Here is a 20,388-nt window from a genome sequence, read left to right on the forward strand (position 1 = left end):
CGTCTGTGCTGAAAATTACAACGGTTACCGAAAAGTGTCCAGAGGTTGCCCGAGGTCATCACGCACGGCGTCGTCGGGCGCTAGCCTGTTCCTCGACGGGGGCAGGCTCGGGGCCACGCAAGGGGCTCGCACGGACGGAGGCACGGTTGGCGGCGCGGCTGCGGGACGTGGCGGAGCGTGCGGGAGTGTCGGTCAAGACCGCCTCCAACGTGCTCAACCACCACCCACACGTGAAGGCCAGCACGCGCGAGCGCGTCGAGGCCGCGATGGCCGAGCTGCACTACCGGCCCAACCTGTCGGCACGCAGCCTCAAGCACGGCCGCGCCGGGTTCCTCGCCCTCGCCGTGCCCGCAATGGACTCGCCCTACTTCGCCGAGCTCGCGGCCCGCATCACCGAGGAGGCTGCCGCCCTCGGCTTCATCGTCCTGCTCGACGTGACCGGCGGCGACGCCGACGCCGAACGGGTCGTCCTCGAGGGCATGCGCTCGCACGTCATCGACGGCGTCATCTTCTCGCCGCTCGCCCTCTCCCCCGACGAGATCGGCCGACGCGCGGACAGCCTGCCGATGGTGCTGCTCGGCGAGCGACCCGTTCCCTCGGGCTTCGACCACATCGCGGTCGACTCCGTCGCAGCCGCCCGGGCGGCCACCGAACACCTGGTGGCGCAAGGGCGCCGACGCATCGCTGCCGTCGGTCGCGAGACGATGAAGGGCACGGCGTCCGCACGTCTGCGCGGCTACCGCCAGGCACTCAAGGCCGCCGGCCTCCCCTACGACGCCGACCTCGTCATCGGCGTGCCCCACTTCGAGCGCGCCGACGGCCACGCCGCGATGCAGCAGCTGCTCGCCCTGCCCGAGCCGCCCGACGCCGTCTTCTGCTTCAACGACCTCATGGCCATCGGCGCCCTGCGCGCCTGCGTCGAGGCCGGCGTGGACGTGCCGACCGAGGTCGCCATCGTCGGCTTCGACGACATCGCCGAGACCCGCTACTCCAACCCGACGATCACGACGATCTCCCCCGACCTCACCGGCCTGGCCCGGGCCGCCCTCCAGCTGCTGTCACGCCGCATCGACGGCGAGAACGGAGACGCCGAGGAGGTGCAGGTGGCGTGGACGCTCGAGGCGCGCGAGACGACGCTAGGCGTCCCGACCCGCCGCTGACGCCTGCACCGGGAGGGTGACGCGGTAGGTCCGGGTGACGTTCGTGCCGACGCAGGCCTTCGGCGGCTCGCCCGCGGCGCCTGTGGCGCCCGCGGTCGTCGTGTAGCTCGCCGTGACGTCGGCCGTGACGACCGTGGCGGCGGAGAAGGCCGGCACGAAGAAGCGCACGGCCGTGTAGTCGCGGACGGACGCCGCGAGGCGGTCCTGGCGGTAGAAGGACGAGTAGGCGCCGGTGTTGACGGGATAGCCGACGTCGGCGCCGGCTGCCGCAACGGTCACGGTCACGGCGCAGACCGGCGTGTCCGTCGTCCACGGGATCCGGACCCACGACTGCTGTCCGGCCACGACGGCGCCCAGGGCCCGGGTGACGGGACGCAGGCCGGTCGAGACGCTCGCGTCGACGAGGTCGCTCTCCGGGGTCAGCGGCGTGACCGGGCCGTCCGGCGAGGCCGGCGCCCCCGGTGCGCTGCTCACGGGCGCCACGGCGCGCGGCGTCGGCGTGGCCGCCGGGCCCATCGACTGGGCGCCGAGGACGACGACGCCGGCACCGACCGCGACCAGGGCGGCACGGCCGAGCAGCGTCCGACGCGGGGCGGGGGCAGACATGGGCGGTCCTCCGGGGACGCTGGGGTCACGGACGGCGCCGGGACCGACGCCTCGGCCCCAGTGTGTCGACGCCGTCGCAAGGGCGTCCGCGCGAAGCAGCAGGAATCCCGCAAGGTCGGCGCAAGAGCAGGAGCCTCACCCCGCTGCTCGCGCTGCCTGCTCGACCCTCTCGCGATGCTCGGCCCACTCGGCCGCGTCGTCGCTCGTCGACACGAGGTCGTCACCGATGACGCCGTCGACGTGCTCCCGGAGGATGTCGGCGTGGCCGGCGTGGCGGTTCGTCTCGGTGAGGACGTGCACCATGAGGTTGAAGAGCATGACGTCCGGCCGCGGCCACCACGGGACGTGTCCGGGGGCGTCGACGGGCAGCGCCTCGATCGTCGCGTCGGCGTGGGCACAGGCGCGCCGGTAGCGCTCGACGACGTCGGCCCGCGACTCGTCCGCCCTGACCCACAGCTGGTCACGGCTCACGAAGCCCGGGTCGTCGAACTGGGGCAGCGGCTCCGGGAAGGGCCGGCCCATGATGCCGCCGAGGTAGCGGGCCTCGGACAGGGTGAGGTGCTTGACGAGGCCGAGCAGGTTGGTGCCCGTCGTCGTCAGGGGCCGGCGGGCGTCGTACTCCGACACCCCGTCGAGCTTCTGCAGCAGGGACGCCCGGGCCCACCGCAGGTTGTCGTGCAGGTAGGCCTTGGCGAAGTCGTCGATCACCGGGCCACCCTCGCACGTCGTGACGTCAGCGTCCCGCCAGGAGGTATGCCGTGAGCTCGACCGGGTGCGAGAGTGCGGTCAGGTGGCCGCCGGGGACGACGTCGAGCTCGAGACCCAGGCGGTCGCGGGCCACGCGACGCTGGAGCCCGACCGGGAAGAAGCGGTCGTCGGCACCGGCCACGACACGGGTCGGCACGTCGGGCCAGCCGTCGATGTCGCACGGCGTCTCGAAGGCCCGCTCGACCTCGGGCCTCTGGTGCTCCTCCCCGCTCGCCGCGACCGCCGGGTCGACGTCGTGGAGGAAGTAGGTGTCGAGGTCGATCTCCTCGGTCCAGCCACCGGCACGGGCAGCCTCGAGCCGTGCACCCTCGGAGTCGACGGCCTCCCACCACGCGCCGGCGGTCTCGCCCGGGAGCGGGACCATGGCGTTGAGCAGCACGATGCCCGCGACCGGTCGCCGTGCCGCGACCATCGGCACGGTGAAGCCGCCCATCGACTGCCCGACGACCACGACGTCGCCACGGCCCTCGACCGCGGAGGTGACGAGGGCGGCGTACTCCGGCAGCCCGGCGTCCGGGTCGTCGGCGGGCAGCTCGACGGCTACGGCCTCGTGGCCCGCCTCCTCGAGGAGGGGCACGACCCGGTGCCAGTACCAGGCGGCGCCGCCGGCGCCGGGGACGAGCGCGAATGTGGTCACTGTCCACATGCTAGCCCTCGACGGCGCGGGTGGCGCCGTGCGATCGTGGCGGCATGGCTGACGACCCCTCGATCCAGGACCGCATCGGCTCGCTCATCGACGAGGAGCACCGGCTGCGCTCCGCCCTCCAGGCCGGTGAGATCACCGTCGACGAGGAGCACGCCCGGCTGCGCAGCGTCGAGGTCGAGCTCGACCAGTGCTGGGACCTGCTGCGCCAGCGCCGGGCCCGGCGCGAGTTCGGCCAGGACCCCGACGCCGCCGAGGTGCGCTCCGAGCGCACCGTCGAGGGCTACACCGGCTGATCAGATCTTGTAGGTGTACCAGCGGTAGTTCTCGGCCCGGACCCAGATGCTGCCGTTGTAGGAGTAGCTGTAGTACGGGACCATCACCGTGAAGGTGTAGGTGGGGCGTCCTGCCGTCACCTTCTGGTGGTAGCCGGTCTCGACGCTCGGCGACTTGCCCACCTTCGGCGTCGTCCACGAGGCGCTCTTCTGGCCGAAGCTGCCCCGAGTCACGGTGTAGCCGCTGCAGAGCTGGATCGGGGTGCTCACACTGGCCTCGAAGACGCCGGTCGTCGCCGTCAGTCCGACGTTGATCGGCGTGCTGCACGACGTGCTGGACGTGTAGGTCGGCGTGGCGGAGTAGTCGTTGTCCGACGTGTACTTGCCCGAGGAGATGGTCTGCCCCAGGACGGCCGCCGCATTCGTGTTGCTACCGCTGGCGTTGGTCCACACGGTCTGGAGGTCGGCGGCGTACCAGTCGTACGAGCTGTTGCTGTCGTTGAACTTGTAGACGGCGTAACAGATCTTCACCGTGCCGTGGGATCGCGTGTCGACGTTGTACTTCGTCGAGTAGGCGGTCTCGCCGCCCCACCAGGAGATGGCGCCCGAGCAGATTCGGTTGATGATGCTCGCGCTGGCCGGCACGTTCATGGACGCGGACGCCGGCACCGCCGTGGCGGCGACTCCCGCGAGCGCTGCGGCACCGGCGACGAGCGCCGTTGCGACACGACTGGATCTCAACATGATGTCCCTGTCTCGAGGTCTTGCCCGATGGTGGTCGCATCGTGCACCCTCCCGTGTCGCAGCGTCCCGGGAACGAGGCAGCCGACCCCTCCGACTGCGTGAACACGCAGCTGAGGGGCCGGCTCCTTGCCACAGGGCTCAGATCGTCAGGCCGTGGCCGAAGGCGAAGAGCGGGTCGTCGTAGCCCGGCACGTCCTCGCCGTGCGCGCGCACCTGGTCCATCGACCGCGGGAGGTCGAAGGGCAGGCGCCCGGACGGTGTGATGGTGCCGGTGACGGCATCGAGCAGGGCGTCGTCGCTGCTGCCGTAGCTGCCGACCACGGCCGAGGCGAAGCGCAGCAGGGGCGTGACGACGGCCGGCCGGTCGAGCACGATGTCGACGACGAGCGGGCACACGGCGGCGATCCGCTCGAGACGGGCGACGAGCCCCGGCGGGAAGTCGAGCGAGCCCTGGTGGAACCACGACTCGAGGAAGAGGTCCGAGCGCGGGTCGAACGGCGCGGTGAGCCGCACGACGGCGACGTCGGCGTCCTCGGGCCGCTCGACGAGCTTGCCGTGCCGCACGACCGCCTCGGGTGAGACGCGCTCGGCGTAGATGCGCAGGCCCTGCTCGAGCGGGAGCCTGCCACCCTCGTTGTGCAGCACGGTCACCGAACGGGCCTGGGCGGCATACCCCTCCTTGCGGAAGTCGTCCCGGCCCACGGTCGCGGCGGCGGCGTCCTCGTCGACGTACGGGTCGTCGAACAGGCCGAGCCGGAACTTCACGGCGAGGATGCGTCGCGCCGACTCGTCGACGCGCGCCTCGGTGACGCGGCCCCGGGCGACGAGGTCGAGGAGGATGTCGACGCACTCCTCGCCGCCGAACTGGTCGGCGCCGGCCTCGAGGATCAGCTCCATGCGGCCGTGCGGGTCGAGGTGCTCGACCCCCCACGCGCGCGCCGGGAGCACCTGGTCACCGACGTGGTTGTCGTTGACGAGCTCCCAGTCGGTGACGACGACGCCGTCGTAGCCGAGCTTCTCACGGAGCAGGCCGGTCACGACCTGCCTGTTGTAGCCGAAGCCGATCGGCTCGATCGGCGTGCCGTCGACGACGAGGTCGACCGGCATCCCGTAGTAGGGCATGATCCCCGCGGTGCCGGCCTCGATGATCGGCGGGAAGGGTTTGAGGTGGTCGGCGAAACGTCCACCGGGATAGACCTGCTCACGTCCGTAGGGGAAGTGCGCGTCCTCTCCGTCCTTCTGCGGGCCACCGCCGGGGAAGTGCTTGCTCGTGCACGCGACGCTGCCCGGACCGAGCGAATCACCTTGGAAACCCTTGAGATACGCGACACCGAGCTCCGTCACGAGGTCGGGGTCCTGGCCGAACGTGCCGGCCTGGCGGGCCCAGCGCGGCTCGGTCGCGAGGTCGAGCGTCGGGTGCAGCGCGGCCCGGATGCCGACGGCGGCGTACTCCTGACGTGCGATGTCGGCGAAGCGCCGCACGGCGTCCGCGTCGCGCAGCGCCGCCAGACCCAGCGGCTCGGGCCACTGCGAGAACGCGCCGGCGGAGAAGGAGACCCCGACGTTCTCGATGAACGCGTGCCGCGGGTCGGTCGACACCGTCACGGGTATGCCGTGTGGCGTCCGCTCGGCGAGCGCCTGCAGGGCGTTGCTCCACCGGGCCGCCATCCGCGGGTCGTCGAGCGCGTGGACGTTGAAGTGGTTGAGGTGCTTGTCGATCACGACGGTGCTCGTCGGGGACTTGCTGATGGCGCCCGGCTGCTCGAGCACCGTGCCGTCCGAGCCGGCCTCGATGACGGTCTGGAACATCAGGCCGACCTTCTCCTCGAGGGAGAGGCGCCCGAGCAGGTCCTCGACCCGCTCCTCGACGGCCAGCCGTGGGTCCTCATAGGGATCCATCCGGCCGTTGCCGTTGAGGTCGCGGTAGGCGACGCCTTCCTCGGAGGTGGAGAGCGCGGGGCGCACGGGTGGTCCCTTTCGTCGGTGAGGGAGGTTCATACGCGGGTCAGGCGATCGGGCTCGCGCCGAACTCCTCGACACCGATGACCGGGCGCAGCGCTCGCTCGACGGCCCTGGTACTGAAGGCGCGACGCAGGACGTCGTTGCCGAGCACGTTGCCGGCCGCGCCCATGACCATGGCCTGGTCGAGCGAGAGGTAGCGGCGCGCGACCGTCCCCGACCGCACGGCCACGGCGTCGAAGAAGCCACCGCGGTCGTAGGAGTCGAAGTCCGCCTTGAGGTTGGCGAGGTTGGTGAACGCCTCGTCCGGCTCGTGCATCATCGCGAGGAACGCCGCGTGCGGCGTGACGACGCCGTCGCCGTACGTCGGGCTCGGGTTCGTCGCCGCCCGGCAGTCTCCGAAGCCGGGGTCGTAGTTCGTGCTCTCCTGATCGGACATGTAGCCCGTCGGGTTGAGCCCGAGGGCGTCGACGCCGTACTCCCGGTAGCCGCCCGCGGGGTTGCTCGACGGGCTGAAGCCCCAGTAGCCGTAGCCGGCGTCGATGAGCCCGTGCTCTCGCTGGGCCCGGACGTGGAGCGGGTGGTTGCGTCCCCACGAGCGCGGCGCCCACGCGGCCTCGTCGACGAAGACGTCGGGCATGAGCTCCTCGAACATCGAGCCGCCCCAGCCGGGCACGACGTGCATGCCGCGGTAGGTGTAGGCGCCCTCGTAGACGTCGAGGCCGTAGTACGTGCGGTTCTCGCCGACGGGCTGCATCTCGTGCCACGACCAGTCGCACGTCGCGGGGAAGGTGCGCCACATGGCGAAGTACTGCTTGGCCGGGACTTGGCCGGTGATGATGCCGAGGTAGCTCGTGATGCGCGTCTCGGACACCGTCGTGTCGTAGTGGTGCGTCGTGAGCCAGACGGGGTCGCCACCGATGTGGGTGCCCTGGTAGGTGCCGCCGGGACGCCCGTCCTCGTAGGGGTAGAACCCGCCGTGGATGAGGCCGCCCGGGCGCACCTGGTGCGCCGGGTCGCTGTTGTCGTTGTAGAAGGAGTCCCAGCGCATCCGGTCGAAGATCCGCCTGGCCCACGGGGCTGCGGCCCGGTCGGAGCCGGCCACGACGAGGAGCGCCGCGCCGAGCCAGCCGTTGTCGACGCTGGAGCAGAACGGGACGACCTTGTCGCCCGAGTCCGGCCACGTGTGCAGCGCGGTCGCGGTCGCCTCGTCGTACCAGTTGTAGTACATGCCGCTCGGCGTGTGGTGCTCCATCCGCTCCACCGTCTTGAGCGTGCGGATGAGGCGGGCCGAGGCCTCGCCGCGGGTGATGATGCCGAGCTCGCGGGCCACGACGGTCGACCAGAGGTAGCCACCGATGTTCGTCGGGGACGTGTAGCCCGACCGGTCGCCGGCGGCGAGCGACTCGGGGATGTTGTCGGCGGGCAGGCCGGTCCGCGGGTCGGTCATCGCGACGAGGCTGCGCCACGTGTCGGCCGCCCACGTGCGCACCGTGGCGCTCTCGAGGGAGCGGACGGCATTCGGGCCGGTCGACCGCAGGAGGGCGGGCGCCCGGCGGGCGCCGGTGCTCGACGCGGACGCCGACGGCGCGAGCGCGAAGGCGGCGACGGAGGCCGCGCCCCCGACGAGCATCGCGCGACGGCTGGGGGTGTAGAGCTTCTTCTCGGACATGGTGCAGTGCTCCTGTTTCCGGGGTGGGAATGCTTACTTGAGGCCGGTGGTCGCGATGCCCTCGATGAAGCGCTTCTGGAAGATGAGGAAGACGACGAGGATCGGGATGATGACGACGGTGGCGCCGGCGAGCAGCAGCCCGTAGTTCGTGCTGTTCTGGCCCGTCGAGTAGAGGGCGAGGGCCACCGGGAGGGTGTACTTGTCCTCGGACTGCGCCACGACGAGCGGCCACAGGAAGTTGTTCCAGCTGCCGAGGAACGTCAGGATGCCGAGCGTCGCGAGGGCAGGTCCACACAGCGGCAGGATGATCTTCCAGAAGATCCGCAGCTCACCGGCACCGTCGACGCGCCCTGCGTCGAGCAGGTCCCTCGGCAGGCCGAGGATGAACTGGCGCATGAGGAAGACGCCGAACGGGCTGACGAGGAACGGCAGGAAGAGGCCGGGCAGGGTGTTGATGAGGCCGGCGTTCGCGACGAGGACGAAGAGCGGCACGAAGGTCACGACGCCCGGGATCATGAGCGTGCCCATGACCGCGATGAAGATCGCCTTCTTGCCCTTGAAGTCGAGCATCGCCAGGGCGTAGCCGAGCATCGAGCAGAAGATGAGGTTGCCGGCCGTCACGACGACGGCGACGACGATCGAGTTCGTGAAGAACTGGCCGAAGTTCAGCTTGCTGAACAGCTGCGTGTAGTTGTCGAGCGAGGCGCTCTCGGGCAGCCACGTCGGCGGGACCTGGCGCAGCTCGCCCTCACCCTTGAAGCTGCCGAGCACCATCCAGACGAACGGGGCGATGACGGCGACGAGCGCGACGGTCAGCAGCACGTAGAGCCACCAGCGGCTGCCCTGGCTCGATCCGACCATGCCCGACCGAGGGGGGCGGCGGGTCCGCGGTGCGGTGTCGACGGACATGTCAGGTCCTCTCTCGGAGCAGGCGGAACTGCAGGGCCGTGACGATCGCGATGACGACGAAGATGATGTAGCTCATCGCCGACGCGAGACCATAGTTGCCGAAGCCGAACTGCTGGTAGGTGTACATCGACAGCGAGATCGTGCTGTTGAGCGGGCCGCCCTTGGTCATGACGAACGGCTCCTCGAAGAACTGGAGGTAGCCGATGGCCGTCGTGACCATGACGAAGAGCAGGGTGGGTCGCAGCAGCGGCATCGTGACGTAGCGGAACCGCTTCCAGGCGTTGGCGCCGTCGATCGCGGCCGCCTCGTGGAGCTCGGCGGGCACGGCCTGCAGCCCCGCGAGGAAGATGATCATCGCGGTGCCGAAGTTGCGCCAGGCGGCCATCATGATGAGCGCCGGCATCGACCAGTTCGGGTCACCGAGCCAGTTGGGCCCGGTGATGCCGAACCACCCGAGCACGGTGTTGATGAGGCCACCCGGGTCCTGCAGGAGGAAGCGCCACACGACGGCCACCGCGACGATCGAGGTGATGACCGGCATGTAGAAGCCGAGGCGGAAGACCGCGCGGAAACGGGTGATCCCCTTGTCGAGCGCGACCGCCGCGGCGAGCGCGACGACGAGCGTCAACGGCATGCCGATGAGGACGAAGTAGGCGGTGTTGGCGGCGGCCTTGCGGAAGGTCGGGTCCGACAGGGCCTTCGTGAAGTTGTCGAGGCCGATGATGTTGACGCTGAAGGGGTGCCGCAGGTCGCGGGCCTTCGTGTCGGTGATGCTCATGAAGAGCGACTGGACCACCGGCCAGGCGGTGAAGGCGAGGAAGAGCAGGCAGAAGGGGATCGCGAGGATCCAGGCCGCCCGCCCCTCCCGACGGCGGGCCGAGCCGACCCGGCCGGGGGAGCCTCCGTCGCCCGCCCCCCGGGACGACCCTGTGTCGGGTCGTCCCGGAGCGGTGACCGGAGGCGGCGTCACGGGTCCGGCGGGGGACCCGGTCGTGCCGGTCTGGGCGGTCATCGGATCACATTCCCGTGCCGATGGACTCGGCCTGCTGCTGGGCCGTCTTGAGGCCCGTCGCCGGGTCCTCGCCGGTCTTGGTGATCTTCTCCAGCTCGGTGTCGAGGCCCTTGACGGCCTGCTCCCACGTCGGGAACGACGGCGGCGCCTTTGCGGTCTCGAGCTGCTTGCCGAAGACGGCGAGCTTCTTGTCCGAGGCGAGCGCCGGGTCCTGCCAGGCGCTCTTGACCGACGGGAGGTCGGTCGAGATGGTGTACCACTTCGACTGGACCTTGGGGTCGGCGAGCCACTGGACGAACTTCCAGGCGGTGTCGCGGTTCTTCGTGTTCTTGAAGACGACGAAGTTCGAGCCACCGACGAACGACGACGACCCGGCCGAGCCGGCGGGGATCGGCGCGACGTTGTACTTGTCCTTGAAGCCGGCGCCGCCGACCTTCTCGACCGCGGCCATCATCCACGGGCCGGAGATGAACATCGGGACCTTGCCGCTCGCGAAGTCGGGCTCGGTCGTCGGGGTCGCCGGGGCGCTCTTGTTGGAGATGCCGTCGGTGAAGTACGACTGGTAGTACGTCGCGGCCTTGACCATCTCGGGGCTGTCGAAGTTGTACGCCTTGCCGCCGTCCTTCGTGAGGTCGGCGCCGTCGCTCCAGGCGAAGGGCATGAGGGTCTGCCACGAGCCCTCGCCGCCTGCCTGCAGGCCGATGCCCCACTTTGCGCCGGCCTTGGTCTGCATGGCCTTGGCCATGTCCTTGAGGCCCTGCGCGTCGGTGGGCACGCTGTCGTAGCCGGCCTTCTTGGCGAGGTCGGTGCGGTAGAACACGACGCGGGTCTCGACGTACCAGGGGATGCCGTAGGAGGTGCCGTTGACCTCGGTGGTCTTCTGGGCACCCTCGAAGAAGGCGGACGTGTCGATCTGCGCCGGCGTCGGGTCGATGGCGTCGCTGCTCGCGAACTCGCCCATCCACGTCGTGCCGACCATGGCGACGTCCGGCGTGTTGCCGGAGGCGATCGAGGCCGTGAACTTGTCGTGCGCGGCATCCCACGGGATGGCCGTGACCTGGACCTTGACGCCGGGGTTGGCGGCCTCGAAGTCCTTCGTCAGCTTGGGCAGGTTGTCCCCCTCGGCACCCATCGCCCAGACGGTGATCGTGCCGGTGGCCTTGCCGGTGCTGACCGCGGCGCCTGTCTGACCGGCGGTGGTGCCGCCGTTCTCGGCGCTGCGACCGCAGGCGGTCACGGTGAGGGCCGCGGCAGTCATGCACGCGACCGTGATGGCTGTGGTGCGTCTCATCGGTGTCTCACTTTCTCGGGTGTCTCCGACATCGGTGTCGGGGGTTGGGGAGGGACGGACGGTTGGCCAGGGGGGTGGCGGCGGAGGCGCGTCGCGCGTGGCGGTCAGCGGGTGGGGCAGCCGCAGGAGCCGCGGACGACGACTTCCGTGGGCAGGATCTGCGGCTCGAGCCGGGGCTGGCCGCCCGCGACCCGCTGGTGCAGGCGCTCGGCGGCGATGACCCCGAGCTCGTGGACGGGCTGGCGGACCGTGGTGAGGCCGGGCCGCACGTAGCGCGAGGTCATGACGTCGTCCCAGCCGACGACGGCGATGTCGCCGGGGACGTCGCGGCCGGCGTCCTGCAGCCGGCTCATGATCGCGAGGGCGAGCTCGTCGTTGGCGCAGACGAGGGCGTCGGCCTCGATCTCGCCGGAGAGGATGCGCTCGGCGACGGCCGCGCCCTCCCCCTCGCGGAACGGCACACGGACCGGGTCGGCGGGCTCGAGGCCACGCGCCCGGTGGGCGGCGACGAAACCGGCGTGGCGCTCGGCGATGTCGGGCGCGCCCTCGGGGTCACCGACGAAGACGAGGCGGGTGCGCCCATGGGCGAGCACGTGCTCGGTGAGCTGCTCGGCGCTGTGGGCGTTCTCGGCGCGGACGCTCTCGATGCCCTCCTGGGGCGTGCCGGCGATGATGACGACGGGCTTCTGCCCGTGCAGGGCGCGGGCGACGGCCGGTGGCATGGCGGCCGAGCCGAGCACCGCGATGGCGTCGACGCGGGTCGCGAGCTGGCGCACGGCGCGGGCGAGGTCGGCCTTGCCGTCGGTGAGCATCAGGGTGACGCTCTGGCCGAGCTCGGCGGCCCGCGACTCGAAGCCCATGAGCAGCTCGGAGTAGTAGGGACCGGTGAGCTCGGGCAGCACGAGCCCGTGCGCCTCGTGGTGGCGGACGGCGAGGCTGCGGGCGGCGCCGAGCGGCACGTAGTTGAGCTGCTCGACGGCGTCGAGGACCTTCTGGGCCGTCGTCGTCGAGACCGTGCCGGCACCCTGCAGGACGCGGGAGACGGTGGCGATCGAGACGCCGGCGCGTTCGGCGACGGAGTAGATGGTGGCGCCCGCCGGCGGCGTCGACGGAGCGGTGTCCGCGCTCTGCCTGCGTGCTGTCGCCATGGGTCCCACCTCTCGCGTCTCGTCGTTGAGTGATGTGTCGCGACCAGGCCCCTGACCGGGTCTCCCCGGCTCTGTAAGCGCTTACATCTGCACCTCCATAGTGCACACGTCGGAGCCGGGGCGCAAGACCCGAGGGCTGCTGCGGGCAGCGGAGAGGGGCCGGGTGGGCGTCGACGACACCCCTCCCGGCCCCTCGTCACACGGCGTCACCGACGCCGATCGCGTATGCCGTCCCGCGCCTCCCGAGCAGGCGCGCGGTCAGCCTGTGGTTGAGGTGGGATCGACTGCGGCACAGTCGAGCTCACGGTCTCGATCAGTCGGTGGTCGTGATCCAGCGACCCTCGAGCATCACGTCCCGACCGCGCAGCTCGTTCTCCTCGCGCCAGGCCTGGATGCGGCTGGGGACGACGCGGAAGAAGAGGTAGGAACCCGAGGTCTCCCGAGGGTCGAAACCTGTCCGCTGGGCGAAACGGTCGGCCTCCGCGGGGTCGAGGACGGCCGTCGGGACCGCCTCGACGAGGCCGTCGACCATGACGACGTCACGCGTCGCGCCGAGGCCGATCCGGACCCCCGTTCCGGACGCGAGACCACGGCCGGCGATGCTGCGTTCCCCGGTCGCGAGCAGGAGCGAGGTCCCGTCCCAGTCGAACGACAGGGGCACGAGGTGCGGTGCGCCGGTCGCGGGGTCGGCCGTCGCGACCCAGCAGTCGATCTCGCGGCCCAGCAGCTCCCGGGTGTCCCGGACCCGCTGCGCCGTGGGGCGCGGCGGAGGAGGGGACGCGGGCGCCTCGGCGGGCGGACGGCGTACGCCGTCGGTGCCGTCGGCGCTGTCGGTGCTGTCGGTGCTGTCGGTGGCGTCGTCGGCCGTCATCCCTGCATCACGCCGATCATGTTGCCATCGGCATCGGCGAGCACGGCCACGGTGCGACCGCCCCCGACCGCGGTCGGCTTCTGGCTGACGGTCGCGCCGGCCGCGGTGAGCGCGGCGACCGTCGCCTCGAGGTCGTCGACCGACCAGTAGGGCGTCGCACCGGTCAGGCCCTTGCGGTGACCGTTCGGGTCGAGGGCGATCTCCTGGCCGTCGACGGAGTAGCCGACGTAGTAGGGCTCGTCGGTGTGCGGCTCAGCGCCGAGCAGGGTCGTGAAGACCTGCTTCGCGGCGGCGAGGTCGGCGACGGGGTAGATGAGGGTGTTCACGGCGGACATGTTCTCTCCTGGTTCGGTCGGTGCGGTGTCACATCGGGTGGCTCCGGCTCGTCAGTGCTATGACGGATCACGACCGGAGGATGTGACGAGATGGACGACGAGACCCGCGAGCAGTGGCTCGCCCGCGACTTCGAGCAGCAACGACCGCGGCTGCGGGCCGTGGCCTACCGCGTGCTGGGGTCGGCCGCGGACGCCGACGACGCCGTGCAGGAGGCGTGGCTGCGCCTCAGCCGCAGCGACACGACCGAGGTCACCAACCTCGCGGGCTGGCTGACCACGGTCGTCGGTCGGATCAGCCTCGACATGCTGCGCTCGCGCGGCTCCCGGCGCGAGGACAGCTGGGACGCCGGACTCGCCGAGCTCGTCGCGGTCGGCGACGTGCGCACCGCGCCGACCCAGCCGACCCGGCCGGCACCCGACCCGGCGAGCGAGGTCGAGCTCGCCGACAGCATCGGCCTGGCCCTCCTCGTCGTCCTCGACACGCTCGCCCCGGCCGAACGCCTCGCCTTCGTGCTCCACGACCTCTTCGGCCTGCCGTTCGAGCAGATCGCCGACATCATCGACCGCTCCCCCGCCGCCACCCGCCAGCTCGCGAGCCGGGCCCGCCGCCGGGTCCGCGCGGCCGACGCCGACGAGTCCGGGCCCGCGCGGACCCGGCAGCGCGAGGTCGTCACGGCCTTCCTCGCCGCGGCCCGGGGCGGCGACTTCTCGGCCCTGCTCGAGATGCTCGACCCCGACGTCGTGCTGACGTCCGACGCCGCGGCCGTCGCGATGGGCTCACCCGAGGTGCTCCGCGGGCCCGAGGCCGTGGCCCAGCGGTTCAACGGCGGCGCCCGGTCCGCGCGGCTCGCGGCCTTCGACGGCGGCGTCGGCGCGGTCTGGACGCTGCGGGGCGAGGCCATGGTGGCCTTCCGCTTCACGGTCGACGACCGCGACCTCGTCACCGGGATCGAGATGGTCGCCGACCGCGAGCGCCTCGACGTGATGGAGATCTACTTCCTCACGTCCTGACCGGCGCGCAAGGCGTCCCGGACGCGGACTATCGTCGATGACGTGGGTGAGGGGATGCGTGCGGCGGTCGTGCTCGGGTCGGGCGGGGCTCGCGGCTACGCCCACGTCGGGGCGCTCGAGGTGCTCGCCGAGCGCGGCTTCGAGATCGTGACGATCGCGGGCACGTCGATGGGCGCGCTCGTCGGCGGGGTCGCGGCGGCGGGCAAGCTCGACGCGTACACCGAGTGGGCGCGGAGCCTGACCCAGCGTGAGGTGTGGCGGCTGCTCGACCTCAGCATCACCTCGCCGAACGGCGCGATCCGGGCTGAGCGGATCATCGCGAAGGTCGGGGAGATCCTCGACGGCGCGACGATCGAGAGTCTGCCCATCCCCTACACGGCGGTCGCGACCGACATCAACGCGCGTCGCGAGGTGTGGTTCCAGCGGGGTCCGGTCGAGCACGCGATCCGCGCGTCCATCGCGATCCCCGGCGTCATCACCCCCGCCGTCATCAACGGCCGGGTCCTCGTCGACGGCGGCCTCATCAACCCCATCCCCATCGAGCCGACCGCGGCGGCCTCGGCGGACCTGACGATCGCCGTCTCCCTGTCGGGCATGCGGGCCACCGGCGGGCCGACGACACCGGTCAAGGAGTCGTCGGAGCCCGTGCCGCGCGAGGAGTGGACGACCCGGCTGCGGCGCAGCGCCGCCGAGGTGCTCGAGTCCGAGCGGGTCCGCGCCATCACGAGCCGCTTCGGCGGGCACGCCCGCGACCACGACCACCACGCCCACGCCCAGGACGTCGAGCACGACGAGCCGATCCCGCCGGAGGCCGTCGACCGGCTGCCGCAGACGCCGACCGAGGCGCTCGTCGTCCGGTCCGCCGACGTCGGGCTCGTCGACCTGCTCAACATGTCGTTCGAGACGATGAGCGCCCTCATCTCGCGCTACCGGATGGCGAGCAACCCGCCCGACGTGCTCGTCACCGTGCCGTCGAACGCCGTGCGGACCCTCGACTTCCACCGGGCCGCGGAGATGATCGAGCTCGGTCGGCAGCTGACGACCGAGGCGCTCGACCACGCCGGCTACTGAGCGACGGTGGCTGCCGGTGGCTGTCGGTGGCTGGCGGAGACTGGGCCGGTGGTCATCATGCATGCCGACGCCGACGCGTTCCTCGCCTCGGTCGAGCAGCGCGACGACCCGGCGCTGCGCGGGCGGCCGATGGTCGTGGCCCACGAGGTCGTCGCCTGCCCGTCCTACGAGGCGCGTGCGCTCGGCATCCACGCCGGTATGCCGCTGCGCCAGGTCCAGCGCCGCTGGCCCCAGGTGCTCGTGACCGGCTACCGCTCCGAGGCCTACGAGGAGGCGTCGGCTCGCCTGTTCGAGGTGTTCCACCGCTTCACGCCCCTCGTCGAGCCGGGCTCGGTCGAGGAGGCCTTCCTCGACGTCACCGGGCGAGACCGCGGCGACCCGCGCGGGATGGCGGTGGCCCTGCGCGCGGCCGCCCGTTCCGAGGTCGGGCTGGCGGTCTCGGTCGGCGTCGGGCGCACCAAGCTCATGGCCAAGCTCGCGAGCCGGCGCGCCAAGCCCGACGGCCTCGTCGTCGTCGACGCCGAGCTCGAGGCGCGCGTGCGGCCCCGCCTGCGCCTCGACGAGCTCTGGGGTGTGGGTCGGACGACCTACGAGAAGCTCAATGCCGCAGGGCTTTTCGTCGTCGCCGACCTCCACGGGCTCGACGAGGACGACCTCAAGCGCCTCGTCACGACGGCGATGGCCCGGCGCCTCGTCACCATCGCGCAAGGCACCGACGACGCGACGATCCGCCTGCCGGGGCCGCGCCGTTCGGTGAGCGCGAGCCGGTCGCTGCCCGCGACCCGGACCCGGTCCAAGGTCCTCGCGGTGCTCGACGGCTGCGTCGACCGCGCCGCCGCGCGAGTGCTCGCCCTCGACGGCGCACCTCGTCTCCCCCGGCGCCTCGAGGTGCTCGTCCGCTACGACGACGGCACCCAGGTGCTCGAGCGCGGCCCGCTCGACGCACCGACGCTCGACCCCGCCGTCCTGCGGGCCGCGGCCGGGCACCTGCTCGAGCGCACGGCCTACGAGTGGGACGGGCGAGGCGTGACGATGGTCGGCGTGACCCTGCCGCTGCCGACGCAGACGACCGCTTGACCTCAAGGGGGCTCGAGGTCACAGGATGGCCGGGTGACCCCACCGACGACGACCGACGCGCTCACGACGACGGAGGCGACGGCATACCTCTCGCGCATCGGCGCCGCGGCTCCAGAGTCCCCCACCCCGGCGGCGCTCGCGTCGCTGCACCGGGCGCACCTGCTGGCCGTGCCCTTCGAGAGCCTCGACATCTCCCTCGGCCGGCCGATCCGCCTCGACCGGGCGTCGCTGCTGGCCAAGGTCGTCGGCGCCCGCCGCGGCGGCTACTGCTACGAGCTCAACGGCCTCTTCGCCATGCTGCTGCGCCGCCTCGGGTATGCCGTCGACCTCGTCTCCGCGCGCGTCGCCACCGGGGCCGGCGGGCTCACCGACGAGTTCGACCACGTCGCGCTCGTCGTGTCGGGTGGTCGGCTCGAGGAGCCCGTGCTCGCCGACGTCGGCTTCGGCGAGGGGTTCATCGAGCCACTGCCGTTGCGCGACGGCTTCGAGCGCCGCGAGCGCGGCCACGCGGTGGGACTCGAGGCCCGCGACGGGACGTGGGTCTACCGCGAGCGCCGCGACGGCGAGGACTGGCGCGACCGCTTCGTCCTCACGACGACGCCGCACCCGCTGGCCGACTTCGCCGAGCGCAACGAGTGGCAGCAGCGCTCACCCGACAGCCACTTCACCCGGGCTCGGCTGGCCTCGGTGCTCACCCCGACGGGCCGGGTCACCCTGAGCGGCGACCGGCTCGTCACGACGACGCACGGCCGACGCGAGGAGGCCGAGCTCGCCGACGAGGAGGCCGTGCGCGCCGCCCTCGCCGAGCACTTCGGCATCGTCCTCGATTGACGGACGCGGCGCGTCGACCTCGGTAGACTTCGGCCCATTCGGTGGCCGAGAGGGTGACATGACGCAGAACCCCGCCCAAGGTTCGGCTCCGGATGTGCCGGGGAGCCGCCGCCTGATGCTCCTGCTGGCCATGGCGATGTTCGTCCTCGTCGTCGACACCTCCTTGATGAACGTGTCGATCTCGGCCGTCATCACCGACCTCGACACGACGGCCAGCGGGGTGCAGTCCGCCATCGCGCTCGAGGCACTCGTCTCGGCCGCCTTCATCCTCATCAACAGCAAGGTCGGCGACCTGATCGGGCGCAAGCGCGCCTACGTCCTGGGACTGCTCGGGTACGCCGTCGGCGCGCTGGCGATGACGCTGGCCCAGAGCCTCACGGCGATCATCGTCTTCTGGGCGATCATCGGTGGGCTCGGGGCGTCCCTGCTCCTGCCCGCCATGCAGTCGCTGATCCACGGCAACTTCGCCGGTGCCGCCCAGAAGCAGGCCTACGCGCTCGTCGGCGCCTCCGCCGCCATCGCCGCCGCGATCGGCCCCCTGCTCGGCGGGTTCGTCACGACCTACCTGTCGTGGCGGGTCGGGTTCGCGCTCGAGGTCCTCATCATCGTCATCGTGCTGAGCCAGATCCGGCTCGTCAAGGACGTCGAGTACACCGGCTCGCGCCAGATCGACGTGGTCGGCGCGATCCTCTCCGCCCTCGGCATGGGCGGCGTGGTGCTGGGCATCCTCGTCTGGCAGGAGGGCGGTCGGTACGTCGGCCTGCTCCTCGTCGTCGGGGCGACGGCGCTCGTGCTCCTGGCCCGGTGGCTCCGCCGGCGCAAGCGTGCCGGGCAGGTGACGCTGCTCGACCCGGACCTCTTCCACCACCCGAACTTCACGGCCGGCGTCTCGGGACAGCTGTTGCAGCAGGTCACCCTGGGCGGCGCCATGATCGCCCTCCCGCTCTACTTCCAGATGACGCTCGAGTACAACGCCCTCCAGTCCGGCCTGGCGCTCGCCCCGCTGTCCCTCACGATGTTCGCGGCGGCCCTCGTGGCCGGGAGGCGGGCCGGCAACCGGCGGCCCGCCGCGATCATCCGCGCCGGCTTCGTCCTCACGAGCCTCGGCGTCGCGATCATCCTCCCGCTCGTCCCGCGCGCCGACAACGGGTGGTACTTCGTCGTCCCGCTCACGATCACCGGGTGCGGCCTCGGCCTGCTCGTGTCGCAGCTCAACAACTACACGCTCGCCCCGATCGAGGAGGAGCGCGTCAGCGAGGCCGCCGGCGTCAACTCCGCCGCCGGATCCTTCGGCCTCTCCTTCGGTCTCGCCATGGCGGGCGGGCTCATGCTGGCCGCCCTGTCGCTCACCTTCACTCAGCTGGCCGAGAACAGCTCCGTCATCCCGGCCGCGCAGCAGCAGCAGATCGCCCAGGCCCTCGAGCACGACGCCGAGATCATGAGCAACACCCAGCTCTCGCAGCAGATCTCGGGCCAGCCGGCCGAGGTCGAGGCCGAGGTGGTGGCCATCAACGACGACGCCCGCAACCGCTCCCTCCAGATCGCCCTGCTGGTCCCACTCCTCGCCGGGCTGCTCGGTCTGGGCAACTCCTTCCGCATGCTGCGGCTGCCCGACCAGAAGCCGTCGACGTCGCTCGACGGACTCGACTTCGGCTGAGCGCCTGCGGCCCGCGGGGCCGCGGGGCCGCGGGGCCGCGGGGCTCAGCCCCAGGCGTCCTCGGTCGGGCGGCACAGGCAGAAGGGGTGACCGGCGGGGTCGGCGTAGACGCGGAACCCCCGCTCGGGCTCCGGCTGCGGCGGCTCGACGGGGTCGAGAGCGGTGCCGCCGAGGGCGAGCACCCGCTCGTGGGCGGCGGCGATGTCGACGACGACGAAGTCGAGGTGCGCCTGCTGCTGGCCACGGGGCCAGTCGGGCGACTCGTGCCCGGGTGCGAGCTGGGTCGCGATGCGGGGGCCGTCCCACAGCACGTTGAACCAGTCGCCGTCGGGGTCGGCCTCCACCCGGCCGCCGAGCAGGTTGGCGTAGAACTGCGCCACGCCTGCCGCGTCGGCGCAGTCGAGCGCGACGCAGTCCCAGCCGATCCGCCGGTTCTCGTCCGTCGTGGTATCGGTCATCTGCGGTAACTCTCCTTGGATAGTCCCTGACTTGTTCCTGCCCGTCCGTCGCACCGGCAGGCCGCGCGTCGGCTTGTCGCCTCACTGCTCCACGTACAGATAGATCGACGAGATCCCGGCGCGCGAATCTGGTGGCACCAGACAGCCTTGCTCAAAGCGCGGCTGCACCGTTGGCTTGACGGAGTTTGGAGCATCCACGAGTTGACCCTTCACAAGACAGACGTCCGGGTCGAACGATTCGATCGTCAAACCGCTGTAGGCATCTACAAGTTGCATCGAGAGGTCCTTGCTCAAAGCGAGGTCTCGAGCCGCGAACTGGGCGTTGGGAAACGTGTCCGAACCGAGAGTCTGCAGCACCGAGGTCTGTATGCCGGAGGCGTCGTCTGACCACACCTTCACAGTTCTGACCCGACCCCAGTTCTCGTAGTTCTGGTAGGAGTTAGCGAGACCGTTCACAACGCAGACAAGCTTCACCTCCTGCTCTGAGCTGAAGTGAATTTGCAACATGTCCTCAGGTGCTTGGGAGAACTCGATGATTCCCCGACGAGTGTTCTCAGGAGTGTGGACCAGCTTCGGGATCCAGATCGAGCCGCCTCTGCCGTCTAGCGCGGACTTGGGCGCGTATGAGATCGAAGGACCTTCGGCCTTCTCCGCGGAGCCGCTCAAACTCGCGATCGCGGAGTTGCTCAGCGGCTGAAGGCCAGCAGGCTCCGCGCAGGTGGGGTGCGCATTCAGCGCGATGCGTGCGATTCGGTCGGCACCCAACGCAGCGGCGCCCAGAATAATCGCACCACTGATCACGCCGCTGACCAATCCCGCAGCAGTGTTCGACAGAAAATTGCGCATCGTTCCCAAACCCGTCTCAGGCGCTACCCACGAGAATAAGAAGA

General features: G+C 71.1%; 21 protein-coding genes. 7 read left to right on the forward strand and 14 right to left on the reverse strand.

The genetic code is table 11. The annotated features are described in order from the left end of the window. Window positions 1-167 precede the first annotated feature (167 nt). A complete protein-coding gene (locus ACSSS0_RS09380; RefSeq protein ID WP_487230917.1) occupies window positions 168-1,160 on the forward strand; it encodes a LacI family DNA-binding transcriptional regulator in 993 nt (330 codons plus the stop codon). Here the strand turns inward: ACSSS0_RS09380 and ACSSS0_RS09385 are convergent. From ACSSS0_RS09385 to ACSSS0_RS09395, 3 genes are all read right to left on the reverse strand, one after another. Continuing rightward, window positions 1,137-1,766, reverse strand: coding sequence for a hypothetical protein (locus tag ACSSS0_RS09385; protein ID WP_487230918.1), 630 nt, complete (start codon window positions 1,764-1,766; stop codon window positions 1,137-1,139). The genes ACSSS0_RS09380 and ACSSS0_RS09385 overlap by 24 nt on opposite strands. 135 nt (window positions 1,767-1,901) lie before the next feature. Beyond that, on the reverse strand, window positions 1,902-2,474 hold the full coding sequence (locus ACSSS0_RS09390) for a DinB family protein (RefSeq protein ID WP_487230919.1): 573 nt from the start codon (window positions 2,472-2,474) through the stop codon (window positions 1,902-1,904). A gap of 25 nt (window positions 2,475-2,499) precedes the next feature. Further along, window positions 2,500-3,171: an alpha/beta fold hydrolase gene (locus tag ACSSS0_RS09395; protein WP_487230920.1), complete on the reverse strand. Its 672-nt coding sequence runs from the start codon at window positions 3,169-3,171 to the stop codon at window positions 2,500-2,502. Between the two features lie 53 nt (window positions 3,172-3,224). Here ACSSS0_RS09395 and ACSSS0_RS09400 point away from each other — a divergent pair, with 53 nt between their 5' ends. Continuing rightward, a complete protein-coding gene (locus ACSSS0_RS09400) occupies window positions 3,225-3,473 on the forward strand; it encodes a DUF2630 family protein (protein WP_435984249.1) in 249 nt (82 codons plus the stop codon). Here the strand turns inward: ACSSS0_RS09400 and ACSSS0_RS09405 are convergent, their stop codons facing one another. From ACSSS0_RS09405 to ACSSS0_RS09445, 9 genes are all read right to left on the reverse strand, one after another. After that, a complete protein-coding gene (locus ACSSS0_RS09405) occupies window positions 3,474-4,196 on the reverse strand; it encodes a hypothetical protein (protein ID WP_487230921.1) in 723 nt (240 codons plus the stop codon). Between the two features lie 138 nt (window positions 4,197-4,334). Continuing rightward, window positions 4,335-6,161: a glycoside hydrolase family 3 protein gene (locus tag ACSSS0_RS09410; RefSeq protein ID WP_487230922.1), complete on the reverse strand. Its 1,827-nt coding sequence runs from the start codon at window positions 6,159-6,161 to the stop codon at window positions 4,335-4,337. A 40-nt stretch (window positions 6,162-6,201) separates the two neighbouring features. Beyond that, the gene (locus tag ACSSS0_RS09415) at window positions 6,202-7,827 is read right to left on the reverse strand and encodes a glucoamylase family protein (protein ID WP_487230923.1); all 1,626 of its coding nucleotides are present in this window, start codon (window positions 7,825-7,827) and stop codon (window positions 6,202-6,204) included. A 33-nt stretch (window positions 7,828-7,860) separates the two neighbouring features. Then, complete coding sequence (locus tag ACSSS0_RS09420) at window positions 7,861-8,736, reverse strand: carbohydrate ABC transporter permease (protein ID WP_487230924.1); 876 nt, start codon at window positions 8,734-8,736, stop codon at window positions 7,861-7,863. Between the two features lies 1 nt (window position 8,737). After that, window positions 8,738-9,748: a carbohydrate ABC transporter permease gene (locus ACSSS0_RS09425; protein ID WP_487230925.1), complete on the reverse strand. Its 1,011-nt coding sequence runs from the start codon at window positions 9,746-9,748 to the stop codon at window positions 8,738-8,740. A 4-nt stretch (window positions 9,749-9,752) separates the two neighbouring features. Beyond that, window positions 9,753-11,006, reverse strand: coding sequence for a sugar ABC transporter substrate-binding protein (locus tag ACSSS0_RS09430; RefSeq protein ID WP_487230926.1), 1,254 nt, complete (start codon window positions 11,004-11,006; stop codon window positions 9,753-9,755). A 137-nt stretch (window positions 11,007-11,143) separates the two neighbouring features. Continuing rightward, on the reverse strand, window positions 11,144-12,187 hold the full coding sequence (locus ACSSS0_RS09435; RefSeq protein ID WP_487230927.1) for a LacI family DNA-binding transcriptional regulator: 1,044 nt from the start codon (window positions 12,185-12,187) through the stop codon (window positions 11,144-11,146). A gap of 313 nt (window positions 12,188-12,500) precedes the next feature. Next, the gene (locus tag ACSSS0_RS09440) at window positions 12,501-13,058 is read right to left on the reverse strand and encodes a pyridoxamine 5'-phosphate oxidase family protein (protein WP_487230928.1); all 558 of its coding nucleotides are present in this window, start codon (window positions 13,056-13,058) and stop codon (window positions 12,501-12,503) included. Continuing rightward, complete coding sequence (locus ACSSS0_RS09445) at window positions 13,055-13,393, reverse strand: VOC family protein (protein ID WP_435984240.1); 339 nt, start codon at window positions 13,391-13,393, stop codon at window positions 13,055-13,057. Before ACSSS0_RS09445 ends, ACSSS0_RS09440 begins: the two co-directional genes overlap by 4 nt. A gap of 90 nt (window positions 13,394-13,483) precedes the next feature. Between ACSSS0_RS09445 and ACSSS0_RS09450 the strand changes: the two genes are divergently transcribed. From ACSSS0_RS09450 to ACSSS0_RS09470, 5 genes are read left to right on the forward strand one after another with little or no spacing between them, the layout of a single operon-like run. Next, a complete protein-coding gene (locus ACSSS0_RS09450) occupies window positions 13,484-14,404 on the forward strand; it encodes a sigma-70 family RNA polymerase sigma factor (protein WP_487230929.1) in 921 nt (306 codons plus the stop codon). A gap of 54 nt (window positions 14,405-14,458) precedes the next feature. After that, window positions 14,459-15,475 (forward strand): patatin-like phospholipase family protein, encoded by a 1,017-nt coding sequence (locus tag ACSSS0_RS09455; RefSeq protein ID WP_487231201.1) that lies wholly within the window; start codon window positions 14,459-14,461, stop codon window positions 15,473-15,475. Between the two features lie 57 nt (window positions 15,476-15,532). After that, entirely contained in the window at window positions 15,533-16,552 is a 1,020-nt protein-coding gene (locus ACSSS0_RS09460) for a Y-family DNA polymerase (RefSeq protein ID WP_487231202.1), read from the forward strand. Between the two features lie 33 nt (window positions 16,553-16,585). Then, window positions 16,586-17,383: an arylamine N-acetyltransferase family protein gene (locus tag ACSSS0_RS09465; protein ID WP_487230930.1), complete on the forward strand. Its 798-nt coding sequence runs from the start codon at window positions 16,586-16,588 to the stop codon at window positions 17,381-17,383. A 58-nt stretch (window positions 17,384-17,441) separates the two neighbouring features. Beyond that, window positions 17,442-19,040, forward strand: a complete 1,599-nt coding sequence (locus tag ACSSS0_RS09470) for an MFS transporter (RefSeq protein WP_487230931.1) — start codon at window positions 17,442-17,444, stop codon at window positions 19,038-19,040. Window positions 19,041-19,084: 44 nt separating this feature from the next. On the opposite strand, the gene ACSSS0_RS09475 is transcribed toward ACSSS0_RS09470, so the two are convergent. Together ACSSS0_RS09475 and ACSSS0_RS09480 are read right to left on the reverse strand one after the other, a co-directional pair. Further along, window positions 19,085-19,498, reverse strand: a complete 414-nt coding sequence (locus ACSSS0_RS09475) for a VOC family protein (protein WP_487230932.1) — start codon at window positions 19,496-19,498, stop codon at window positions 19,085-19,087. An 81-nt stretch (window positions 19,499-19,579) separates the two neighbouring features. Further along, complete coding sequence (locus ACSSS0_RS09480) at window positions 19,580-20,344, reverse strand: hypothetical protein (protein ID WP_487230933.1); 765 nt, start codon at window positions 20,342-20,344, stop codon at window positions 19,580-19,582. Window positions 20,345-20,388: the final 44 nt, after the last annotated feature.

The organism is Terrabacter sp. R4-6, assembly GCF_057529065.1.

Coding starts and splice junctions, on each gene's coding strand:
- ACSSS0_RS09470 (WP_487230931.1), top strand. CDS start 17,442: ATGACGCAGAACCCCGCCCAAGGTTCGGCTCCGGATGTGCCGGGGAGC.
- ACSSS0_RS09420 (WP_487230924.1), bottom strand. CDS start 8,736: ATGTCCGTCGACACCGCACCGCGGACCCGCCGCCCCCCTCGGTCGGGC.
- ACSSS0_RS09415 (WP_487230923.1), bottom strand. CDS start 7,827: ATGTCCGAGAAGAAGCTCTACACCCCCAGCCGTCGCGCGATGCTCGTC.
- ACSSS0_RS09430 (WP_487230926.1), bottom strand. CDS start 11,006: ATGACTGCCGCGGCCCTCACCGTGACCGCCTGCGGTCGCAGCGCCGAG.
- ACSSS0_RS09480 (WP_487230933.1), bottom strand. CDS start 20,344: ATGCGCAATTTTCTGTCGAACACTGCTGCGGGATTGGTCAGCGGCGTG.
- ACSSS0_RS09460 (WP_487231202.1), top strand. CDS start 15,533: ATGCATGCCGACGCCGACGCGTTCCTCGCCTCGGTCGAGCAGCGCGAC.
- ACSSS0_RS09475 (WP_487230932.1), bottom strand. CDS start 19,498: ATGACCGATACCACGACGGACGAGAACCGGCGGATCGGCTGGGACTGC.
- ACSSS0_RS09400 (WP_435984249.1), top strand. CDS start 3,225: ATGGCTGACGACCCCTCGATCCAGGACCGCATCGGCTCGCTCATCGAC.
- ACSSS0_RS09385 (WP_487230918.1), bottom strand. CDS start 1,766: ATGTCTGCCCCCGCCCCGCGTCGGACGCTGCTCGGCCGTGCCGCCCTG.
- ACSSS0_RS09450 (WP_487230929.1), top strand. CDS start 13,484: ATGGACGACGAGACCCGCGAGCAGTGGCTCGCCCGCGACTTCGAGCAG.
- ACSSS0_RS09455 (WP_487231201.1), top strand. CDS start 14,459: ATGCGTGCGGCGGTCGTGCTCGGGTCGGGCGGGGCTCGCGGCTACGCC.
- ACSSS0_RS09405 (WP_487230921.1), bottom strand. CDS start 4,196: ATGTTGAGATCCAGTCGTGTCGCAACGGCGCTCGTCGCCGGTGCCGCA.
- ACSSS0_RS09425 (WP_487230925.1), bottom strand. CDS start 9,748: ATGACCGCCCAGACCGGCACGACCGGGTCCCCCGCCGGACCCGTGACG.
- ACSSS0_RS09440 (WP_487230928.1), bottom strand. CDS start 13,058: ATGACGGCCGACGACGCCACCGACAGCACCGACAGCACCGACAGCGCC.
- ACSSS0_RS09435 (WP_487230927.1), bottom strand. CDS start 12,187: ATGGCGACAGCACGCAGGCAGAGCGCGGACACCGCTCCGTCGACGCCG.
- ACSSS0_RS09445 (WP_435984240.1), bottom strand. CDS start 13,393: ATGTCCGCCGTGAACACCCTCATCTACCCCGTCGCCGACCTCGCCGCC.